Here is a 21,980-nt window from a genome sequence, read left to right as displayed (position 1 = left end):
AATACGATTTTTTACTGATTGGAGGCCAAAATGCGCTATTTGCATACCATGGTTCGGGTTAACAATTTAGAGGCGTCTCTGGACTTTTATTGCAATAAACTAGGGTTATCGGAAATACGCCGCATGGAAAGCGAGGCCGGTCGCTTTACGCTGGTTTATCTGGCCGCGCCGGACGACACTCACCAAGCCCGGGAACACGACGCGCCGCTATTGGAGCTGACGTATAACTGGGATAGCGAAGAATATACCGGCGGTCGCAACTTCGGCCATCTGGCCTTTGAAGTGGATGACATTTACGCGGTTTGCCAACGTTTGATGGAGCAGGGCGTGACAATCAACCGTCCGCCCCGCGACGGCTGGATGGCCTTTATCCGCTCGCCGGATCAAATTTCCATCGAATTATTACAGAAAGGGGCCGCATTGCCGGCACAAGAACCCTGGACCAGTATGGTCAATACCGGAGTTTGGTAAATAGAAGCCCGGAGATGCCGTTACCGCCACTCAGCCTTTATATTCATTTCCCCTGGTGCATCCAAAAGTGTCCGTATTGCGACTTTAACTCGCACGCTGTCAAATCAGGCATACCCGAACAGCGCTACGTGACTGCCTTGTTGGCGGATTTACACGCAGACTTGCAGTTATTGGATGCGCCGCGCGCCATAAGCAGCATATTCATGGGCGGCGGCACACCTAGCCTGTTTACGCCGGAAACCTTACAAACTTTGTTGAGCGGCATTAGGCAGCAGGTCAACCTGAGCGATGATTGCGAAGTTACCCTGGAAGCCAACCCCGGCACCTTCGAAAGCGCGAAGTTCAAGGCTTTTCGCGAACTGGGCATCAACCGCCTCTCCATCGGCATTCAAAGTTTTAATGACCGTCACCTTAAAAAACTTGGCCGGGTGCATAATGCCGAAGAGGCGATTAAAGCCGTTGAAATTGCCCGGCTGGCCGCTTTCGAAAACCTGAATCTGGATCTGATGTTCGGTTTGCCCGAACAAACCGAAGACCAAGCGCTAGAGGATATTCACACCGCCATCTCGCTAAAACCAAGCCATTTGTCGTTTTATCAGCTCACCTTGGAACCCAACACCTACTTTTATAAGTTCCCGCCGCAATTGCCGGAAGACGACAGCATCTTTGCGCTGCAAAAAGCCTGTCAACAGGTGTTGGCCGAAAGCGGCTATCGGCAATATGAAATTTCCGCGTATGCCACCGCCGGGTTTGAATGCCGGCATAATCGTAATTACTGGCAATTCGGCGATTATCTGGGTATAGGGGCCGGCGCGCACGGTAAAATCAGCCGAGCCTTACCGCAGGACATCATTCGCACCGCCAAGCCGAAAAGTCCTGAACAATATTTAAAAAACCCGACCGCCGCTACTCGCACCCCCATCAACCTTGCCCAACTGCCGCTGGAATTTATGATGAACCATTTGCGCCTAAAAACGGGCTTTAATCTAATCGATTACGCCCGCTTAACCGGCCAGACCCAAAACAACCTGCAACCCGCTTTGCAGCAGTGTATCGAGCAGGGACTGCTGATCCGGCAACAACAGCAGGTGTTTTGCTCCGAATCAGGCTGGGACTTTCTGGATGAAATTTTGGAAAAGTTCATTCCATAAAGGCCTGCAGGTTATAATTCCCCGTCAATCCGCTTTGAAATATAGAATATGCTCGACTACCAAAAACAATTCATAGCCTATGCCCTGGAGTGCGGCGTACTTAAATTCGGCGAGTTTCAATTAAAGTCCGGCCGCATCAGCCCTTATTTTTTCAATACCGGTTTATTCAATACCGGCGCACAGCTCGATAAACTGGGCCAATTCTATGCCCAGACCCTGATAAACGCCGGCGTGGAGATCGATGTACTGTATGGCCCTGCCTATAAAGGCATTCCACTGGTCGGTACCACGGCCATTGCATACTCGCGCCTGCGGGCCGATATTCCGTTTGCCTTTAACCGCAAGGAAGCCAAGGACCATGGCGAAGGCGGCGCACTGGTCGGCGCGCCATTGCAAGGCAAGGTGTGGATTTTGGATGACGTGATTACTGCCGGTACCTCGGTGCGTGAATCCGTGGAAATTATTCAGGCGGCCGGGGCCACGGTTGCCGGCGTCGTGATTGCACTGGACCGCCAGGAAAAAGGCCAAAACCAGACCTCCGCCGTGCAGGAAGTATCCCAACAATTCGGCATACCGGTCCTACCTATCATTACCTTGGCGGAAATCATAGAATTTATCGAACAAAACCCGAGTTATGCCGACCAATTGGCGATTATTCGCGGCTATCGTCAACAATATGGTATTTAGGATTATCATAGGTGCCGATCTTCCGCTTATTTGTATTTAGTCTACAATTAGCCCTTACTATTCGCCCTCTTACAACGAGTACAGTCAGCAGAAAGGCTTGCCATGAGAAATCTGGAATTTAAAGAACAATTACACGAATATTCGAATTGGCGCGAACACCTGGTACAAGCAATCGAAATGTATCGGGAATGGCGTAACCGTTATAATTTTAGCGACCCACAAAGTACCGACACCTTGCTGAACATACTCCAAGGTCTGAATATGGACCGCGTCACTCTGGCCTTCGTGGCCGAATTTTCCCGCGGCAAAACAGAACTGATCAACGCGCTGTTTTTTGCCGAAACCGGCGTCCGCTTGCTGCCGTCTTCTCCCGGCCGCACCACCATGTCGCCTACCGAACTGTATTGGGACGAAGCGGGCGGCAGCTATATCCGCTTGTTGAATATCGAAAGTCGGTTGGAAGATATTTCCCTGATGGATTACAAGCGCAACCCCGACCGCTGGACGCAAATCAGCCTGAATATCGACTCGCCCACCCAAATGCAGGAAGCCTTCAGAGAATTGGTTGCCACTAAAAAAGTCAGCAAGGAAACCGCCGACAAATTGGGCTTGTGGAATGAACGCGAAGCGGCTGAACAAGGCATCATCAACCCCGAATTTGTGGAAGTACCCTGCTGGCGACATGCGCTGATCAGTTTTCCGCATCCATTGCTGAAAGAAGGTTTGTGCATTCTTGATACGCCGGGCCTGAATGCTCTGGGTACCGAGCCCGAGTTGACCCTGAGCATGCTGCCCAGCGCACAAGCCATCGTGTTTGTGTTGGCGGCCGATACCGGCGTTACCAAAAGCGATTTGGAAATGTGGAAAAGCCACGTATGCAGCTCCAGAGGCCAACGCCGCCAAGGTTTGGCGGTAGTGATGAACAAGATCGATTCCATGTGGGACGACCTAGCCGGCGATACCGGTTACGATGCGGCGATTCAAAAGCAAATCGAAACCTCGGCGACCATCTTAAATTTGAAGCAGGAATTGATTTTCCCGGTTTCCGCCAAACAAGCCCTATTGGCCAAGGTCAAGGGCGACGAGGCACTATTGGAAAGAAGCCGGCTGATTAAGCTGGAAAACTACCTGTCGGAAGACATCTTGAATCAACGCCGCGATATTCTGAAAGGCGTAGTCGAAAAAGACATCGGCTTTCTGGTCAGCGAATCGATCAAATTGATGAACAGCAAAGTGGTCAACGCCAGCAAGCAACTGGAAGAATTCAAACAAGTCGACTTTGAAAACCAGGAAATGACCGGCAAGTTGATGGCGGAAACTCGCGATCGGCAAAATACCTATATGGCCAACATAGAAAACTTTCAGGCCAGCCGCAAAGTATTCGCCGTGCAAGCCCGCATGCTGATCGATTCGTTTTCCAAGGATAAGATCGATGAAATCATCCTGCGCACCAAAGAGGATATGCGTAAAAGCCTGACCACTTACGGTATGAAACAAAACATGCGTAAATTGTTCGACGAATTGCGCGACCTGCTGCAGGACTCCGTCGATATTACCGAAGAGACCCGCCGCCTGATCAAGGCCATACACAAAAAATTTCAGGACGAGTACGGTTTTAAAGAGATCGAACCGCAACTGTTTTCGATTAAACAGTACCAGTTCGAACTGGAACAGATTTTTGAAGAAGGCGAAGCATTCCGCAACAGTGCCAGAACCACCATGACCGAACAGAGCCTGGTAATAAACAAGCTTTACAGCACACTGATCGTGAAGGCACGCACTATTTTGCAGCAAGCCCATAAAGACGCCGCAACCTGGAGCAATAGCGTATTAACGCCGTTGATGCACCAGATCAAAGATCATAAAAAACAGATTGAAAGCCGTTTGATCATGCTGCGCAAAATTAATGAATCCAAAGGCAATGTCAATGAAAGCATCGCCCAACTGGAGGCCGAACTGGCACCGTTGAAACAGCAACGCCAAGAATTGCTGGCCATTATCAAAGCCATGCAAATCAATATCACCGATATAGAAACCGCTTAATCAGGCAAAAAAACAGGCCGAAGTTTCGGCCTATTTTTCCAATTTACCGGCTTATCCGCAACAACCAGCCCGAAACCTTTTAAGCCATCGATTTAACTAAAATTTCTACCGTAGAAAATTTCCGCCATCTCCTCCTGCAACTGATCCTGAATTTCAAGCTTTTCATCTTCACTGAAATTACTTTCCTTCTCGAATAGATAGTTTTCCAGCTCGGCTTCCTTCAACATCATTTTGGTGTGAAAAATGTTTTCCTGATAAACATTCACGTCGATCATTTGATACAACTCTTTAGTGCTCTCAGCGATGTAATTCTGGATCGAGTTGATCTTGTGGTCTATGTAATGCTTCTCACCGGAAATATCCCGGGTAAAGCCGCGCACCCGGTAATCCATGATGACGATATCGGATTCAAAACTATGAATCAGATAATTCAAGGCCTTCAACGGTGAAATCTGCCCACAGGTGGAGACGTCGATATCGGCCCGGAAGCTACAAATATTGGTATCCGGATGACTTTCCGGATAGGTATGTACGGTAATATGGCTCTTGTCCAGATGCGCCAGAATGGTGTCGGGTAAAGGACCGGGCGATTCGGAATTCATACCGGCAGGTATCACCGCGCCTTCGGAAATCAACATGGTCACACTGGCACCTTGCGGATCGTAATCCTGGTGGGCAATATTTAAAATCTGCGCACCGATAATGTTGGCGACATCTTTCAGAATTTGGGTCAGCCGTTTAGCGTTATAGGCTTCGTCGATATATTCGATATAAGCTTTTTCCTGCTCTTTGGGCGCGTAACAGACATCGTAAATATTGAAACTTAACGATTTAGTCAGATTGTTAAACCCGTGTAATTGTAATTTGCTCAATCGATCAACCCTCCATCACTTCAAAATCATGGCTAATTTCTACCCCTGCCTTAGCCAGCATAATGGACGCCGAACAGTATTTCTCCGCGGATAATTTAACCGCGCGTTCGACGGCCGCCACGGGTAAATTTTTGCCCGTCACTTTAAAATGCAAATGGATTTTGCTGAACACGGCGGGAATTGCATCCGCACGCTCCGCCGTCAATTCAGCAACGCAATCGATGACGTCGTGCCGGCCTTTTTGCAGAATATCGATCACATCGTACGAGGAGCAGCCGCCCACGCCCAACAAAATCATTTCCATCGGCCGCGCGCCCATGTTTCGGCCGCCATGATCGGGCGGACCATCCATCACCACGGCATGACCACTGCCGGACTCCCCGACGAATAACCGGCCGTCGACCCACTTCACTGTTGCTTGCATTTTGAATCCCGGAAAATAAAAATGTGGCGAATTTTACAACGATACCTGTCCATGAATTGTTTTTTTTGCAAAATACTTCTCAGTTGGTTAGGGTATCGGTATCTATTGGACTGGATTATGACAAATGAGCTTGGTTAAAAAAAATAATAAAATCTCCCAGGAAGCGCTTGATGCGTTTTTGCATGTTTGCCATGTACGCAGTTATCCCGCCAAATTAACCATCGTCAGACCCGGTGACGTTGGCGATAAACTGCTATTCGTCGTCGACGGATCGGTCAGCGTCAGCGTCGAGGATGAAGAAGGCCACGAATTGATTCTGGCCTATCTTAACAAACACGACTTCGTCGGTGAGATCGGCGTTTTCAAAAATGCCGAAACCCGTAGCGCTTATGTTAAATCGCGTACCAGCTGCCATATGGCGGAAATCGGTTACGACCGTTTTAAATCGTTACTCAACTCGGAATTACGCGAACACGCGGTAGAAATTCTGACGGTACTCGGCGAGCAGTTATCCACCCGCTTGCTGATCACCAGCCGCAAATACCGTGATTTGGCCTTTATGGACGTGGAAGGGCGTATCGCCCGCACCTTACTGGACCTGACCAAGGAACCGGATGCCATTACCCACCCGGACGGCATGCAACTGCATATCACCCGGCAGGAAATCGGCCGTATCGTCGGTTGTTCGCGTGAAATGGCCGGCCGGGTGTTAAAAGAACTGGAAGATAAGGGTTTGATTACCGCGCACGGCAAAACCATCGTGGTATTTGGCACGCGTTAATTGTCTATAGCGCCTCTCCCGGTTTGGCGACGCATTCCCAAAGGAGTTTGGGCGCTAGGCTGTGTGAGCCTGTTAATGGATATTTCTTCGGAAATGATCCATTCCCTGCTGCCGCTATTCATGGTAACCAGCCTAGGAGCCAGCAGCCTTACTATCGGTTTGATTGAAGGCGCGGCCGAATCGACGGCGCTGATCGTCAAAATATTTTCCGGAGCCCTCAGCGATTACCTGGGTAAACGCAAAGGGCTGGCCTTGTTGGGTTACACCCTGGGCGCCCTGAGCAAACCCTTGTTCGCCATTGCCGCCAGCAGCGGCATAGTCCTGACGGCCCGCCTGATCGACCGGATCGGCAAAGGTATTCGCGGCGCCCCACGCGATGCGCTGGTGGCCGACATTACCCCCGTGGAGATACGCGGTGCCGCTTTCGGTTTGCGCCAGTCTCTGGATACCGTGGGCGCCTTTCTCGGCCCCTTGTTGGCCGTAGCCCTGATGCTGCTGTGGGCAGATGATTTTCGCGCCGTATTTTGGGTGGCGGTCATCCCCGGCTTGTTGGCTGTGTTAGTGCTATTACTCGGTGTCCGGGAACCAGCCCGCGCCAGTAACCAACACCGCGGCAACCCTATCCGTAAACAGAACTTAAAGCGTTTGAACCGCTCCTACTGGCATGTAGTGGCGATAGGAGCGGTCTTCACTCTGGCCCGCTTTAGCGAGGCGTTTTTGGTATTACGGGCCCAGCAGAGTGGCATTCCCATCGCCTGGGTGCCTTTGGTGATGGTGGCCATGAACATTGTTTATGCCGCCAGCGCTTATCCTTTCGGGCATTTATCCGACCGCGTCAGCCCTAACCGCTTATTAGCCTGGGGTTTGCTGGTTATGATAGCCGCCGACCTGGTGCTGGCCGGCAGTGCGCATTGGGCGGCAATCCTGGCCGGCGTGTGTCTGTGGGGCATACATATGGGCATGACGCAAGGACTATTGGCCAAAATGGTGGCCGACGCGGCTCCCACGGATTTACGCGGCACGGCGTACGGTTTTTTCAATTTAATCAGCGGCGCCGCCATGCTGATTGCGAGTGTTTTAGCCGGTTTGCTGTGGGATGAATTCGGATCGGCTTCGACTTTTTATGCCGGCGCGGCGTTTTGCGTACTCGCGCTACTGGCCTTGCTGACGCTTAAAATCAAGGAAGCGCACTAAAGCCTTCCAGCCAATTGCCCCCGCCGCGACTCAAAAGCATGCCGGTGGCAAGTATAAGCCTGCCAACCGGCCTCTCGGGGCAAGCTAAGGCGTTGCTGATCTTGATATTTGTAACGTTTTTTGGCGATACCGGTCGAACCGGTCAGCAGCGGTAAAATCAACAATAACCACTGCGACCGCACGACCTTCGCACCATGCTTACTTGCGGGTCGAGCTGAAAGTATAAGACCGCACTACGCCTTGCGGATCGAAACGAATCAACAAATCCTGGGTATCGTCGGCACCGAACAGCGAGTATTTGTAAATGCCGTAAGTCCAGGTAGTCTTGCCGTCTTCCATGCCGGTGCGCCAGGGTCTGCCGAAAATGTCGGTGATTTCCTGCCGGGTGGTTTGGCCGATTTTAATTTCCGGCACCCGCGACCCCGCGAATTCCTGTCCGACTGTAAAACAACCGGTCAATTGGGTAGCCGCCAAGCCACTGATTAACAAGAACGAACTTAGTTTGGCCGCGCGTGCGCTGCGTTTAAGAAACAGTTTTTTCATGAAATGAACCTCAATTGGCTAGGTGATTGTTATAAAGTGTTCGATAACTCTATCTTAGCTGCTTCTCGTCCCTAACCGAAACAGATTTTCGCCAAAAGCCCATGCCAACTCAATCTAACAGCAATCTTCTCGATACTTTAAATTTCGATAACCGCTTTGTACATGATTTACCCGGCGATCCGGAGCCGGACAATTACCGCCGCCAGGTTTATCAAAGTTGTTATTCGCGGGTACAGCCCAAACCAGTCAAGGCGCCACGCTTAGTGGCCTATTCGAAGGAAATGGCCGAGCAATTGAATTTGTCGGAAGCCGCTTGCCAATCCGCAGCCTTTTGTCAGACTTTTGCCGGCAATCAGTTGCTGGACGGCATGGATCCGTATGCCATGAACTACGGCGGCCAACAATTCGGACATTGGGCCGGCCAATTGGGCGATGGCCGGGCTATCAATCTGGGCGAAGTCGTCAACCAGCAAGGCCAACGCTGGACCTTGCAGCTCAAGGGGGCAGGCCCAACACCTTATTCGCGCAGCGCCGACGGCTTGGCGGTGCTGCGTTCCTCCATCCGCGAATTTTTATGCAGCGAAGCCATGTATCATCTGGGCGTTCCCACCACAAGGGCCTTGAGCGTAATATTGACCGGGGAACAAGTGGTGCGCGACATGTTTTACGACGGCAATCCGCAGCTGGAACCGGGTGCCGTGGTCTGCCGGGTAGCGCCGTCGTTTATCCGTTTCGGCAATTTTCAGCTGTTTACCTCGCGCGACGACCTGGAAACCCTAAAACAGCTGGTCGATTTCTGCATAAAAACCGATTTTCCGTATCTGGGCCCACCCAGCAAAGCGGTTTACCTGCAATGGTTTGCGGAAATCTGCCGAACTACCGCGGAAATGATAGTTCACTGGCAGCGAGTAGGCTTTGTGCATGGCGTCATGAACACCGACAATATGTCCATCCTGGGTTTGACCATCGATTACGGCCCCTACGGCTGGCTGGAAAACTACGATCCGGATTGGACCCCCAACACCACCGATGCCCAAGGCCGCCGCTACCGGTTCGGCAATCAGCCCAAAATCGCCTACTGGAACCTGGTGCAATTGGCGAATGCACTCTATCCTTTAATTCTAAAAGCGGAACCCTTGCAGGAGACCCTGACTGTGTTTACCACCACTTTCGAACAAACCTGGCGGCAAACCATGGCCAACAAATTGGGTTTTAAGGCCTTTGCTCCTGGCAGCGATGAAACGCTGACCGCCGAATTAGCGACTTTGCTACAGACTGCCGAAGCCGATATGACATTATTTTATCGCGGCTTGGCCGCCATCGAAGCCGACGATGCCGTTGCGGTTTTTCAAGCACACTTGCAAGAGTGCAGCTATGAACCGCTGTCCCCGGAAACGCAAGCGTTGGCCGAAACATGGTTCAAAACCTATCAAACCCGTCTGCAGGGCGAAAACAGACCGCAAACCGAACGCCAACAAGCCATGAACGCCGTGAACCCAATCTATGTGTTACGCAACTATCTGGCCCAGCAAGCCATTGATTTAGCGGAACAAGACGACTTCAGCGAAGTTTGGGAATTGCTGGAAGTGCTACGCCATCCCTATACCGAGCAAGCCGGCAAGCAGCGCTTTGCGGAAAAACGCCCCGACTGGGCCAAGCAGCGCGCGGGTTGCTCCATGCTGTCTTGCAGTTCTTAGACTTTAGCTTTTGCACTTCAAATTTTGGCACCTCCATTCCCTCTTCTGCTGGAGAGGGTTAGGATGAAGAGAATTTAAACCCGAAATTTGCAGTACGATGAGTTTACAAAAAAACATGCCGAAAACGGCCTTTTCAGGTATCCTTTTTGGGCTAAGCCAACGATTTTCTAGGTTCCGTAAATGAACAACAATACCGACATTGCCGTCAAACACGATATTGATCCTGCAGAAACCCAGGAGTGGATGGAGGCCCTGCAAGCGGTGATTGAAAAAGAAGGCCGCGACCGCGCCAGCTTTCTGATCGAAACACTGCTCGACACCGCCAGACAAGCCGGTCTGGACATCCCCTTCTCCGCCAACACGCCTTACATCAACACCATTTCGGTCGACAAACAACCCAAGTTTCCCGGCAATTTCGACATAGAACGCACCATACGTTCTTATGTACGTTGGAACGCGATGATGATGGTATTGCGCGCCAACAAACATACCAACGTCGGCGGTCATATCGCCAGTTTTGCTTCGGCTATCACCTTATACGATGTGGGCCAAAACCATTTCTGGAATGCCGCTTCCGACAAGCACGGCGGCGACCTGATTTTCTCGCAAGGCCACTCCGCACCCGGCATTTATGCCCATGCGTTTTTGCTGGGTCGCTTGAGTGAAGAGCAAATGGACAATTTCCGCCAGGAAGTGGGCGGCAACGGCCTATCGTCCTATCCGCATCCGTGGCTGATGCCGGAATTCTGGCAATTCCCCACCGTCTCCATGGGCCTTGGACCCATCATGGCAATTTATCAAGCCCGCTTCATGCGTTATATGCAGGATCGCGGTTTTGCCAATACCGACAGCCGAAAAGTCTGGGCCTTTTTGGGCGACGGCGAATCCGACGAACCCGAAACGCTGGGCGCGATCGGTATGGCCGGCCGCGAAAAACTGGATAATCTGATTTTCGTGGTCAATTGCAACCTGCAACGCCTGGACGGCCCGGTGCGCGGCAACGGCAAAATCATTCAGGAACTGGAAGGCAACTTCCGCGGCGCCAACTGGAACGTGATCAAGGTCATCTGGGGCCGCCGCTGGGATCCGATTCTGGCCCGCGACAAGGACGGCTTGGTGGTCAAGCGCATGATGGAGTGCGTGGACGGCGATTACCAGACCTTCAAATCCAAGGACGGCGCCTACGTCCGCGAACATTTCTTCAACACTCCGGAACTGAAGGAATTGGTTAAAGACTACACCGACCGCGACATCTGGGAACTGAATCGCGGCGGCCACGACCCGATCAAAGTCTTCACCGCCTTTAACGCCGCCGTCAATCATCAAGGCCAGCCGACCGTAATCCTGGCGCACACAATCAAGGGCTACGGCATGGGCGATTCCGGCCAGGCCCAAAACACCAGCCATCAGCAAAAGAAGATGAGCATGGAGTCGATCAAAGCCATCCGCGACCGCTACCAATTACCGATCAGCAATGAGGAATTGCTCGACCTGCCTTACATTCGCTTGGCGGAGGACTCCGCCGAACTGAATTACCTGCGCCAGCGCCGGGTCGATATGGGCGGTTATTTACCCGCCCGCCGCGTTAAAGCCTATCCTTTGGAAATTCCAGCCCTGGCAACTTTCAAAGCCTTGCTGGATGGTACCGGCGAAGGCCACGAAATATCCACCACCATGGCTTTCGTACGCATCCTCAACATATTGGTCAAGGATAAACAAATCGGTAAACGCGTCGTCCCCATCGTGCCGGACGAATCGCGCACCTTCGGCATGGAAGGCATGTTCCGCCAGCTGGGCATCTGGTCTCAAGTCGGCCAGCTGTATACCCCGCAGGACGCCGAACAATTGATGTTTTATAAAGAAGACAAGCACGGCCAGGTTTTACAGGAGGGCATCAACGAAGCCGGCGGCCTGTGCGATTGGATAGCGGCCGGCACAGCCTATTCCACTCACGGCGTACCGATGATTCCGTTCTTCATCTATTACTCGATGTTCGGTTTCCAACGGGTCGGCGACTTGATCTGGGCGGCGGCCGATCAACGTACCCGCGGCTTCCTGTTGGGCGGTACCGCCGGCAGAACCACTTTGAACGGCGAAGGTCTGCAACATGAAGACGGCCATAGCCATCTGATGTCGGCCACCGTGCCCAATTGCTATTCCTACGACCCGACTTTCGCCTGCGAACTGGCTGTGATCATTCAGGACGGCTTGCGCCGCATGTATGTGGATCAGGAAGATATTTTCTATTACATCACCCTGATGAATGAAAACTACGAACAACCCGCCATGCCGGAAGGGGCCGAGCAGGATATTCTGAAAGGCATGTACTTGTTCAAAAAAGGGCCGAACAGCAAAAAACCCCGCGTACAATTACTGGGTTCCGGCACTATCTTCATCGAAGTCATCGCCGCCGCCCAATTGTTGCACGACGATTGGGGCGTGGATGCGGATTTGTGGAGCTGCCCGAGCTTTACCGAACTGGGCCGAGACGGCCATAGCTGCGATCGCTGGAACCGCCTGCATCCGACCGAAACGCCGCGTATCACGCATATCGAACGTTGCTTGGCCAACAGCAAAGGTCCGCTTATTGCCGCCACCGATTATATGCGTGTGTTTGCCGAGCAAATCCGACCCTGGGTGAAAAAATCTTATACCGTGCTGGGCACCGACGGTTTCGGCCGCTCCGATACCCGCGCCAATTTGCGCAGTTTCTTTGAAGTCGATAGATATCATGTCACAGTAGCGGCGTTGTATAGTCTGGTGGAAAGCGGCGAATTAGAAGCCGGCAAAGTCGAAGTAGCAATTGCCAAGTACAATATCAATCCGGACGTCACCGCGCCTTGGTTGATTTAACGGCTGATCTAATGGAAATCACGATATGAGTTCTTTATTTGAAGTAAAAGTCCCCGACGTCGGCAACGTGCCGGAGATCGACATCGTCGAGGTATTGGTACAACCCGGCGACGTGGTCGCAGTGGAACAAACCCTGGCAGTCATGGAAACCGATAAAGCCACCATGGACTTACCCTCCAGCGCCGCCGGCATCATCAAGAGCATACACATTAAACCCGGCGATAAGGTCTCGGAAGGTACCTTGATTGCCACGGTGGAAATCAGCGATGTCGCGGCTGTGCCGGAACCCGCCGCCGCAGCCCCCACTCCGGCACCGTTCGAGCCCACCCCGGCGGCCGTGGCGGAGCCCCCCAAAGCCGAACCTGAAAAACCAGCCGCGGTTCCGGCGGCTCCAACAGTCAGCAGCGGCGAAGGCTTTAAAGCCCACGCCACGCCCAGCGTCAGGCTGTTCGCCCGCGAACTCGGCGTGGATTTGAGCAAAGTCCAATCCGGCAGCGGCCGTAAAGGGCGGATTCTGAAAAGCGATGTGCAAAACTTCGTCAAACAAGTCATGGCATCCGGCGGCACCGCTAGCGCCGGCGCCGGCATCCCGTCAATTCCGGCGGTGGATTTCACCCAATTCGGCGAGATCGAAGAAAAACCGTTAAGTAAGATTAAACGCCTGACCGGCCAAAATTTGACCCGAGTCTGGCTGAATCTGCCGCTAGTCACCTATCACGACGAAGTCGCCATCGACGAGATGGAAGACTTTCGTAAAGCCACAAACGCCGGCCAAGGCAAAGACGGCATCAAACTGACCGGCCTGGTCTTCATCATGAAGGCGCTGGTAGGGGCGATGCAGAAATATCCGTCTTTCAACAGCTCCCTGTCACCGGAAGGCGACAAACTGATTTATAAAAAATACTTCCACCTCGGCATTGCAGTCGACACGCCGAACGGCTTAGTCGTACCGGTAATCCGCGACGTGGATAAAAAAGGCATATTCCAGCTATCCACCGAACTGGCCGAGAAAAGTGAACTGGCCCGCAAAGGGAAACTAATGCCATCCGATATGCAGGGCGGTTGCATGACCATTTCCAGCTTGGGCGGTATCGGCGGCAGCGCCTTTACGCCGATCGTGAATGCACCGGAAGTGGCGATTTTGGGCGTCACCCGCGCCAAAGTACAACCGGTTTGGAACGGCTCGGCATTCGAACCGAAATTGATGCTGCCGCTGGACATCACCTACGACCACCGCGTCATCGATGGTGCCGAAGGTGCACGCTTCATGGAAGCCTTAAAAGCCAATCTGGCCGATATTCGGCGGTTATTGCTTTAAGTAATCGTTTGATTCGTCAAGTTCGACATGGGATCTAAGGTAAGTGTCATGCAACCATTAAGAGTAAATGCTAACTAGGACGATGAAGCCAGTGTCTGGGTCGCGACCAGCCAAGACATAGACGGTTTGGCAATTGAAGCCAGCACTATGGATGCGTTGATCCAACGGCTCAAATTCGTTATTCCGGAGTTGAGGGAACTTAATCATCCGGAATTGTCTGCCGATGAATTACCGTTCGTGCTCGATGGATTTAAAACCAACAGCGCACATCTTCATTAACGGGCGATTTCACGCCGTTACTGAAGAAGGCGCTTAAAATCAAGGGTTGTTATTTTGTTCGGCTAGCTGAAGCACACAGCCAACGCGGCCTTGCAACAGGCGGGGCTCGACAAGCAATTTTAATGGTTTTGACCGGAAATGTTTGTATTGGTTAGGTGCGAACCTAGCCCTAAACCTTGACTTGTTTTAGGGAACGTTATGAATGATCTTGGCGAAACAGTTGCGTAAAGTGGATAAACGGCAGCGCATCCACCAGCACCCTATATCGCCCGCAAAGACCCGATTAACATGGCGTAATCGGACCCATTGAATTACCAACCTATGCAACAAGACATCCGCTGGCAACAACGCTTTTCCAATTACCAAAAAGCCCTGGGGCAACTGCGCAAGTTCATCGACTACGGCGAGCTGAACGAGTTGGAAGAGCAGGGCTTGATTCAAGCTTTCGAATATACCCACGAGCTGGCCTGGAATGTGTTACGCGACTATCTGTTGTCCAAGGGCCAGCAGGCCATTCACGGTTCCCGCGATGCCACGCGCGAGGCTTTCAAACTGGATTTGATCGACGATGGCGAATGCTGGATGGATATGATCCGCGACCGGAACCGTACTGTGCACACCTATAACCAGGAAACCGCGCAAGCGATTGCCGGCAACATACGCGAGCGGTTTTTTGCCCAGTTCGAATGCTTGCAACAAACCATGGCGGGGTTGGTCGATGCCGAATGAGGCGTTGGCTGAGCGTAGCGGGTTAAGCGTTGCCAATATCGCGGCGCTGCATCGGGTGTTCGCCACCCATCCCGAAGTAGAACAGGCCTTGCTTTACGGTTCGCGAGCCAACGGCACTCAACGCAAAGGCTCGGACATTGATTTGACCTTGCTCGGCGATAAACTGGATTACCGATTGTTAAGCCGCATCGAAACCGAAATCGACGACTTACTGCTTCCGTACACTGTCGACCTGTCGCTGTTCCAACAAATCGACAATCCTGATTTAATCGACCATATTCGCAGAGTAGGATTAATTTTCTATCCGTCACAGTAACCGGTAAAATACTTGCCAATCCCCGCGCCTTGTTGGCACTCAGCTTGCGCACATCAACGATTCAGGCATTTAGGAGTTCAACTACATGAGTAATACACAAACACACGCCGAAGTATTGGTTTTGGGCGGCGGCCCCGGCGGTTACACAGCCGCATTTCGTGCCGCCGATTTAGGTAAGCAGGTGGTGCTGATCGAACGTTACCCGGTATTGGGTGGCGTGTGTTTGAATGTCGGATGCATCCCCTCAAAAGCCCTGCTGCACAGCGCACAAATCATACACGAAGCCGAAGCCATGGCCGAGCACGGGGTCAGTTTCGGCAAACCGGAAATTGATTTGGATAGGATTCGCGGCTGGAAAGAGAGTGTTAGTCAGTCTTTGAATCAGGGCTTGGGTAAACTGGCCAAGCAGCGCAAGGTGACAGTCATCCAAGGCACTGGTAAATTCGTCAGCGCGAACAGCCTGCTTGTGGAAAACGATGATGGCGAGCAAACCGTGACTTTCGATCACGCCATCATTGCCGCCGGTTCGCAGCCGACCAAAATTCCCGGCTTTCCGCATGACGACCCGCGCGTGTGGGATTCCACCGACGCCTTGGCTTTACAATCGGTACCGGAAAATCTGTTGATCGTCGGCGGCGGCATCATCGGCCTGGAAATGGCCACGGTTTATCACGCCTTAGGTTCGAAAATCAGCGTGGTGGAATTGATGGACCAAATCATCCCCGGCTGCGACAAGGATTTGGTCACCCCGCTGCAACGCAAGATCAAAAAACAATACGACAATTTGTGGTTAAAAACCAGCGTCAAAGCCATGGAGGCCGGCGACGCCGGCATAAAAGTAACCATGGAAGGCAAGGAGGCACCGGAATCTGCCGTATTCGATGCAGTCTTGGTCGCGGTAGGCCGCCGCCCCAACGGCAAATTGATCGATGCCGGTAAAGCCGGTGTCACGATAGACGAAAAAGGCTTTATCCCGGTCGACAAACAGGGTCGCACCAACATCGCGCATATATTCGCCATCGGCGACATCGTCGGCAACCCCATGCTGGCTCACAAAGCCACCCACGAAGGCAAAATCGCCGCCGAAACCATTGCCGGTCACAAAGCCGGCTTCGACGCGCTGACCATTCCGTCGGTTGCTTATACCGATCCGGAAGTAGCCTGGATGGGTTTGACCGAAAACCAGGCCAAGGAACAAGGTGTTGAATACGAAAAAGCCACCTTCCCGTGGGCAGCCAGCGGCCGTTCGTTGGCTTTGGGGCGCAACGAGGGCATCACCAAAATCCTTACCGACAAAACCAGCGGTCGCATTTTGGGCGCCGGCATGACCGGCCCCGGCGCCGGCGAACTGATCGCCGAAGCGGTGTTGGCGCTGGAAATGGGCGCCGATGCCACCGACATCAGCCTGACTATCCATCCGCACCCGACCTTGTCGGAAACCTTCGCGTTTGCGGCGGAAATGATAGAAGGCACGATTACGGATTTGTATGTAAAGAAATAAACCCAGTCTGCCTGGAACGCATCAGACACGACCGATGCGCTTCAGATTAAGTCAGCACATACCAACCTCGATGTCTACCCTTGCCAAGTTAGATAAACTTTAAGGAGCTTCGTATGCCATCCTGGTTCTTGTTCGTAATCATCGGCCTTTTTGGTGGTATTGCAGCGGGGTTATTCGGGGTCGGCGGCGGCATCGTGATTGTACCGGCATTGATTTATCTGGCCGGATTCTCGCAGCATATGGCCACCGGCACTAGCCTTGCGGTTTTGTTACCGCCGATTGGTCTGGCGGCGGCGTTTGAATATTACCGGCATGGGAATGTGGATGTGCGGGCTGCCGCCATTCTTGCCGCAATGATGTTCCTCGGTTCTTGGCTAGGCGCCTACGCGGCCAATCATATGCCAGGTCCCTACCTTCGATTGATCTTCGGTGTTTTTGTGTGTGGCTTGGGCATTTATTTAGTTTACGGCGCCCTTAAGCGGCTGGGTTGGCTTTGATTGTTTTATAGCCACCACGTCGCTGCCGTTAATAATCCGGTCGAACAAGTCCCGAAGCCGTTTTTGCAAATAACTTGGCCTCGCCCATTATCACCGCCATGAAATGCGCTGCATCACGTCTAAATTGCGGGAGCGCGGCTTCTTCGCGAATTAATTGCCTTGAATCGCAACGAAGCGGCTCTCCCACGATAACTTTCACAATACCTTCCGCCGCGAATCGCTTGCAGGCAAAAAATCACGGAAACGAAATCCATGCCGGCAGGCATCGCCTACCTTTGGATTTGATAGTTTACAAGTCTCAGCGGTAAGCAATGCTGCCGATGAAACTACCGGTTGTTAAAAAACGCCTCCAGCGCCGCCGCTCTGTCCTCACCCACTTTTTGCGGATGAGGGCGGCTTTCGATCAGCTGCATATACTCCGCGATACCCGGAATATGCTCGACTACCAAATCCTTGCCGTAAATCTGCTGGGTGGCAAACCCCACCAATTGTAAATGCGGCCAAGCCACCACATCGGCGGCGGAAAAATGGTCTCCTAGCGCGTAAGGCGATAAAGTCATTAACCGGGCCAGTCCTTTCAGGCCGTTTTCCACTTTGGTCAATACTTCGTCTTTGGTTTCCTGCGACACCTTACCGCCGAAGACTGCTTCCGAATATATGCGCCTGGCTACCTGCTCCACATTCAGCTCGATATGCTGGATGAATTCACGGCATTTCGCCCGTTCGAACACATCGCTGGGGTATAGTCGAGGGGCCTCCGGGTAGGCATCTTCCAGATATTCCAGAATCGCTTGCGACTCCGACAAATAGCCCTCTGCGGTTTTGATGAACGGAATCTTGCCCAACGGAGAGCGTTTTAATACCGCCTCGCTCTGTGCGGGCGGCAAGGCTTCCTCCGCGAAAGCGACCTGTTTTTCCAGTAACGCCAGTTTGACTTTGTTGTAATAGTTGCTGATGGCAATGCCGTAAAGTGTGATCATGGAGCTATCTCCTCTGGTTTAGAAACGAACAAGACTATACCGACCGGTCAGTCTGTTGTAATAATACAGACCGGTCGGTATAGTGGCAAGTTTTATTCTGTTTGCTTTATGTCACGTAATCTTCAAGAACATATTCTGCAAGCGGCTTCCGCGCTTTTTTACCGGCAGGGCATCAAATCCACCGGCGTAGATGCGATCGTTAAAGCCGCAGGCACCACCAAGATGAGCCTGTACAAATACTTTCCCTCCAAAGACGATTTGGTATTGGCGCATTTGCGCCTAAGCCGCACAACCACGCTGGCACATATTCAAAGCGGTATCGACAGCGGGGGAGAGACGCCAAGGCAAAAGCTACTGGCGGTAATCGATGTATTCGATGTCATGCTGGAGACCCCGGAGTTCCGCGGCTGCCCGTTCATCAACGCCGCCGCCGAATTTGCCGAGGAAAATAACCCGGTGCAAATAGCCGCCGCCGAATTTTATGCCGAATTTCGCAAGCTGCTGGCGAAGTTGGCCGAACAAGCCGGTAGCCACAACCCTGAACATCTGGCGGCGCAATTGACGCTGCTGATTGCCGGCGCCATTGTCGGCGAACAAATACGCCGAAACTCCGGTGCCATCGCCAATGCGCGTACTGCCGCGGCCATTCTGATCGATTACAATCTCTCTAACAGCTAACTACACAACCCGGTCAACTTCGCGCAGATGTGGATACAAAAAGAAATACGCCTCAAACCCCGCAGTCGCGGCTTTCATTTGGTGACCGATGAAGTGGTCGGTCAGCTTCCGGAGCTAGCCAACATCAATCTCGGCTTGCTGCATGTGTTCATCAAACATACGTCGGCCTCGCTGACCCTTAACGAAAACGCCGACCCCACGGTGCGAGCGGATTTTGAAAGCTTTTTCAACCGTGCCGTACCGGAAGATCAGCCATATTACCGGCACAGGGACGAAGGCAGCGATGACATGCCGGCGCATTTAAAAAGTAGCCTGCTCGGTTGCAGCCTAAGTCTGCCGATTAATAACGGCCGTCTGAACGTGGGCATTTGGCAGGGAATTTATCTATGCGAACACCGCAACCATGGCGGCAGCCGCAGTTTGGTATTAACCCTGCACGGTGAGTAGGGCTTTGTGCAATAGCGGCGCCAGCAGCGTACAATACTCCACCATTTGCACAGCTAAATACGGGGGTATTTATGAAACGCTTAAAATGTTTACTCATCGCGCTACTACTGGCATCCGGCATGGCAACTGCAGCGGAGGAAGCCGTGGCCGACAGGGAAATGACCGTTTACCGCAGCCCTACTTGCGGCTGCTGCGGTAAATGGATAGCCCATGTCAAACAAAATCACTTTGCGATCAAGGATATCGTTAGCGACGATATGCAGGCTATCAAACAAAAATTCGGCGTGCCTTCGGAATTGTCCTCTTGCCATACCGCTATCGTAGACGGTTATGTGATCGAGGGCCACGTGCCGGCTGCCGATATCGACAAACTGCTGCAAACCAAACCCGATGTAGTGGGCATTTCCGCGCCCGGCATGCCCATGGGCAGCCCCGGCATGGAAATGGGCGGCCGGCAGGCTGATTATTCGGTAGTATCGTTCGATAAAGACGGCAAGGCGCAAGTATTTTCAGAACACAAAGCCGGCCAATAACGCCGTTTCACGATCCATTTAGCTTCATCCGGTTCAATACTTTATGCTGATCCAAGCCACTTTGCAGAAACTGCTCGACAAACATAATCTCACTGCCGCCGAAATGCAGGCGGTAATGCGGACCATGATGAACGGCGAACTAAGCGATGCCCAAATCGCCGGCTTTCTGATCGCCCTGCGCTGCAAAGGCGAAACCATAGAGGAAATTGCCGCCGCGGTGGCCGTACTACGGGAATTGGTGCGGCAGGTGCCGGTGAGCGGCGATCACGTTATCGATACTTGCGGCACCGGCGGGGACGGTGCCAACACCTTCAATATTTCCACCACGGCCGCCTTCGTGGTGGCGGCGGCCGGCGGCAAAGTCGCCAAACACGGCAACCGTTCGGTTTCCAGCAGTTGCGGCAGCGCGGACGTGCTGGAAGCGGCCGGCATCAACCTGGACATGCCGGCCGAACAGGTGGCGGACTGCGTAAACCAACTTGGAGTCGGCTTTCTGTTTGCCGCCAAACACCACAGCGCGGTGCGGCATACGGTAGGTCCGCGTAAGGAAATGGGCGTCAGAACCCTGTTTAACCTGATCGGGCCGATGTCCAATCCGGCCAATGCCCCGCATCAGCTAATCGGCGTGTTCGACAAACACTGGCTGGTGCCGGTTGCGGAAGTGTTGAAAAAGCTGGACAGCAAACACGTACTGGTGGTGCACGCCCATGACGGTCTGGATGAAATCAGTATCGCCGCTCCCACCGATATTGCTGAACTGAAAAACGGCCAAGTCTGCACTTATAGCGTTACGCCTGAGCAGTTCGGCCTGCAACGTGCCGGCTTGGATAGTTTAGCGGTCGGCAATGCCCGAGACAGTCTGGCAATTATCCGCCAGGTATTGAATAATCAACCCGGCCCGGCCCTGGACATTGTGGCGCTGAATGCCGGTGCGGCAATTTATGCGGCGGATTTGGTCGATACGCTAGCCGATGGCATTCAACGCGCGCAATGGGCGCTAGCGGATGGTAGCGCGCTGGCGAAGTTTGAAGCTTTGATTGCATATTCAAAGGCTACCTAGCCTTTTCAACATTTGTCTGGTCGGGTTACGTTAAGCGTTGATGCCGCAGGCTAAACCCAACCTACATTATTTTAATTTTTTTGAAAAACCATGACCGATACCCCCGACATTTTAAAAATCATCCTGGCTAAAAAAGCCGAAGAAGTGGCGCGCCGCAAAATCAACGCCCCTATTTCCATGTTGCAGGAAATTGCCACCGGCGTTCCCGGCCCGCGCGGCTTTTACCATTCCTTGCGCAGTAAGGCCGACGCTAAAAAACCGGCCATTATCGCCGAAATCAAAAAAGCCTCGCCCAGCCAGGGCGTCATTCGGGAAAATTTTCAGCCGATCAATATTGCCGCCGATTACGCAATGAGCGGCGCGACTTGTTTGTCCGTATTAACCGATAAAGAGTTTTTCCAGGGCTCGGAAGCCACGCTGCAAATGGTGCGGGAAAAATGTCCGCTGCCGGTGATCCGCAAGGATTTTATGATAGACCCTTATCAAATTCATGAATCACGCGCTCTGGGAGCGGATTGTATTTTGTTGATTGTCGCCGCGTTGGATGATGCCATGCTGAAAGAATTGGCCGATACTGCCACCGGCCTTGGCATGGATGTGTTGGTGGAAGTACACGATGCCGCTGAACTGGAACGAGCGCTGCTATTAAACACTCCCATGATAGGCATCAACAACCGTAACTTACGCACCTTCGAAGTCTCGCTGCAAACTACGTTAGACTTAAAAAAAACCTTGCCGGCGGACAAACTGGTCGTCACGGAAAGCGGTATCCACACGCCAGCCGATGTAAAACTCATGCAGGACAACGGTATTTACACCTTCCTGGTCGGCGAAGCTTTTATGCGCGCGGAATCGCCCGGGCAAAAAATGCGGGAATTGTTCTTTAGCTGAGCAGGCACCCAACCAAAAAAAGGGACCACGGATCA

23 protein-coding genes and 1 pseudogene are annotated in these 21,980 nt (G+C 52.6%); 19 read left to right on the top strand and 5 right to left on the bottom strand.

The annotated features are described in order from the left end of the window. Positions 1-30: 30 nt before the first annotated feature. The 4 genes from M0R33_RS10915 to M0R33_RS10900 all read left to right on the top strand — a co-directional run bounded on the left by M0R33_RS10915 (position 31) and on the right by M0R33_RS10900 (position 4,352). Positions 31-471 carry a lactoylglutathione lyase gene (locus M0R33_RS10915; protein ID WP_292568681.1) on the top strand — a complete coding sequence of 147 codons (441 nt, stop codon included), beginning with the start codon at positions 31-33 and terminating at the stop codon, positions 469-471. A 14-nt stretch (positions 472-485) separates the two neighbouring features. Further along, positions 486-1,622: a radical SAM family heme chaperone HemW gene (gene hemW, locus M0R33_RS10910; protein WP_292568679.1), complete on the top strand. Its 1,137-nt coding sequence runs from the start codon at positions 486-488 to the stop codon at positions 1,620-1,622. 48 nt (positions 1,623-1,670) lie between these two features. Further along, the gene (gene pyrE / locus M0R33_RS10905) at positions 1,671-2,309 is read left to right on the top strand and encodes an orotate phosphoribosyltransferase (protein ID WP_292568678.1); all 639 of its coding nucleotides are present in this window, start codon (positions 1,671-1,673) and stop codon (positions 2,307-2,309) included. Positions 2,310-2,411: 102 nt separating this feature from the next. Further along, positions 2,412-4,352: a dynamin family protein gene (locus tag M0R33_RS10900; RefSeq protein WP_292568676.1), complete on the top strand. Its 1,941-nt coding sequence runs from the start codon at positions 2,412-2,414 to the stop codon at positions 4,350-4,352. A gap of 92 nt (positions 4,353-4,444) precedes the next feature. Here the strand turns inward: M0R33_RS10900 and speD are convergent, their stop codons facing one another. Both speD and M0R33_RS10890 read right to left on the bottom strand, forming a co-directional pair. Beyond that, positions 4,445-5,224, bottom strand: coding sequence for an adenosylmethionine decarboxylase (gene speD / locus M0R33_RS10895; RefSeq protein WP_292568674.1), 780 nt, complete (start codon positions 5,222-5,224; stop codon positions 4,445-4,447). A 4-nt stretch (positions 5,225-5,228) separates the two neighbouring features. Next, entirely contained in the window at positions 5,229-5,648 is a 420-nt protein-coding gene (locus M0R33_RS10890) for an OsmC family protein (RefSeq protein ID WP_292568672.1), read from the bottom strand. A 124-nt stretch (positions 5,649-5,772) separates the two neighbouring features. Here M0R33_RS10890 and crp point away from each other — a divergent pair, with 124 nt between their 5' ends. Beyond that, a complete protein-coding gene (gene crp, locus M0R33_RS10885; RefSeq protein ID WP_292568669.1) occupies positions 5,773-6,429 on the top strand; it encodes a cAMP-activated global transcriptional regulator CRP in 657 nt (218 codons plus the stop codon). 63 nt (positions 6,430-6,492) lie between these two features. Next, complete coding sequence (locus M0R33_RS10880; protein WP_292568667.1) at positions 6,493-7,623, top strand: MFS transporter; 1,131 nt, start codon at positions 6,493-6,495, stop codon at positions 7,621-7,623. Positions 7,624-7,821: 198 nt separating this feature from the next. Here the strand turns inward: M0R33_RS10880 and bamE are convergent, their stop codons facing one another. Continuing rightward, positions 7,822-8,166 (bottom strand): outer membrane protein assembly factor BamE, encoded by a 345-nt coding sequence (gene bamE / locus M0R33_RS10875; RefSeq protein WP_292568665.1) that lies wholly within the window; start codon positions 8,164-8,166, stop codon positions 7,822-7,824. Between the two features lie 101 nt (positions 8,167-8,267). Here bamE and M0R33_RS10870 point away from each other — a divergent pair, with 101 nt between their 5' ends. From M0R33_RS10870 to M0R33_RS10835, 8 genes and pseudogenes are all read left to right on the top strand, one after another. Next, a complete protein-coding gene (locus M0R33_RS10870; protein WP_292568663.1) occupies positions 8,268-9,863 on the top strand; it encodes a protein adenylyltransferase SelO in 1,596 nt (531 codons plus the stop codon). A gap of 180 nt (positions 9,864-10,043) precedes the next feature. After that, the gene (gene aceE, locus M0R33_RS10865; RefSeq protein WP_292568661.1) at positions 10,044-12,716 is read left to right on the top strand and encodes a pyruvate dehydrogenase (acetyl-transferring), homodimeric type; all 2,673 of its coding nucleotides are present in this window, start codon (positions 10,044-10,046) and stop codon (positions 12,714-12,716) included. 25 nt (positions 12,717-12,741) lie between these two features. Further along, positions 12,742-14,034: a 2-oxo acid dehydrogenase subunit E2 gene (locus M0R33_RS10860; protein WP_292568659.1), complete on the top strand. Its 1,293-nt coding sequence runs from the start codon at positions 12,742-12,744 to the stop codon at positions 14,032-14,034. A 90-nt stretch (positions 14,035-14,124) separates the two neighbouring features. Continuing rightward, positions 14,125-14,313: pseudogene (locus tag M0R33_RS10855) on the top strand (DUF1902 domain-containing protein); the annotation flags it as partial. Positions 14,314-14,634: 321 nt separating this feature from the next. Further along, positions 14,635-15,042, top strand: a complete 408-nt coding sequence (locus tag M0R33_RS10850; RefSeq protein WP_292568658.1) for a nucleotidyltransferase substrate binding protein — start codon at positions 14,635-14,637, stop codon at positions 15,040-15,042. After that, positions 15,032-15,358, top strand: a complete 327-nt coding sequence (locus M0R33_RS10845; protein WP_292568656.1) for a nucleotidyltransferase domain-containing protein — start codon at positions 15,032-15,034, stop codon at positions 15,356-15,358. Before M0R33_RS10850 ends, M0R33_RS10845 begins: the two co-directional genes overlap by 11 nt. A gap of 85 nt (positions 15,359-15,443) precedes the next feature. Beyond that, entirely contained in the window at positions 15,444-16,859 is a 1,416-nt protein-coding gene (gene lpdA, locus M0R33_RS10840) for a dihydrolipoyl dehydrogenase (protein ID WP_292568654.1), read from the top strand. Between the two features lie 113 nt (positions 16,860-16,972). Further along, positions 16,973-17,356, top strand: coding sequence for a sulfite exporter TauE/SafE family protein (locus M0R33_RS10835; RefSeq protein ID WP_292568652.1), 384 nt, complete (start codon positions 16,973-16,975; stop codon positions 17,354-17,356). Between the two features lie 28 nt (positions 17,357-17,384). Here the strand turns inward: M0R33_RS10835 and M0R33_RS10830 are convergent, their stop codons facing one another. Next, positions 17,385-17,555: a hypothetical protein gene (locus tag M0R33_RS10830; protein WP_292568650.1), complete on the bottom strand. Its 171-nt coding sequence runs from the start codon at positions 17,553-17,555 to the stop codon at positions 17,385-17,387. A gap of 127 nt (positions 17,556-17,682) precedes the next feature. Further along, positions 17,683-18,336 (bottom strand): glutathione S-transferase, encoded by a 654-nt coding sequence (locus tag M0R33_RS10825; RefSeq protein ID WP_292568648.1) that lies wholly within the window; start codon positions 18,334-18,336, stop codon positions 17,683-17,685. A 108-nt stretch (positions 18,337-18,444) separates the two neighbouring features. Here M0R33_RS10825 and M0R33_RS10820 point away from each other — a divergent pair, with 108 nt between their 5' ends. The 5 genes from M0R33_RS10820 to trpC all read left to right on the top strand — a co-directional run bounded on the left by M0R33_RS10820 (position 18,445) and on the right by trpC (position 21,945). Further along, positions 18,445-19,014, top strand: a complete 570-nt coding sequence (locus tag M0R33_RS10820) for a TetR/AcrR family transcriptional regulator (RefSeq protein WP_292568646.1) — start codon at positions 18,445-18,447, stop codon at positions 19,012-19,014. A 27-nt stretch (positions 19,015-19,041) separates the two neighbouring features. Continuing rightward, positions 19,042-19,461, top strand: a complete 420-nt coding sequence (locus M0R33_RS10815) for a secondary thiamine-phosphate synthase enzyme YjbQ (protein WP_292568644.1) — start codon at positions 19,042-19,044, stop codon at positions 19,459-19,461. A 71-nt stretch (positions 19,462-19,532) separates the two neighbouring features. Beyond that, positions 19,533-19,994, top strand: a complete 462-nt coding sequence (locus M0R33_RS10810; protein ID WP_292568643.1) for a DUF411 domain-containing protein — start codon at positions 19,533-19,535, stop codon at positions 19,992-19,994. 43 nt (positions 19,995-20,037) lie between these two features. Continuing rightward, positions 20,038-21,054: an anthranilate phosphoribosyltransferase gene (gene trpD / locus M0R33_RS10805; protein WP_292568641.1), complete on the top strand. Its 1,017-nt coding sequence runs from the start codon at positions 20,038-20,040 to the stop codon at positions 21,052-21,054. Between the two features lie 90 nt (positions 21,055-21,144). Further along, complete coding sequence (gene trpC / locus M0R33_RS10800) at positions 21,145-21,945, top strand: indole-3-glycerol phosphate synthase TrpC (RefSeq protein ID WP_292568639.1); 801 nt, start codon at positions 21,145-21,147, stop codon at positions 21,943-21,945. Positions 21,946-21,980 lie beyond the last annotated feature (35 nt).

The organism is Methylomonas sp., from assembly GCF_023228165.1.
Taxonomy (GTDB): domain Bacteria; phylum Pseudomonadota; class Gammaproteobacteria; order Methylococcales; family Methylomonadaceae; genus Methylomonas.
Note: the sequence above shows the minus strand (reverse complement) of the source record. Positions and strands in the feature narration are given on the sequence as shown.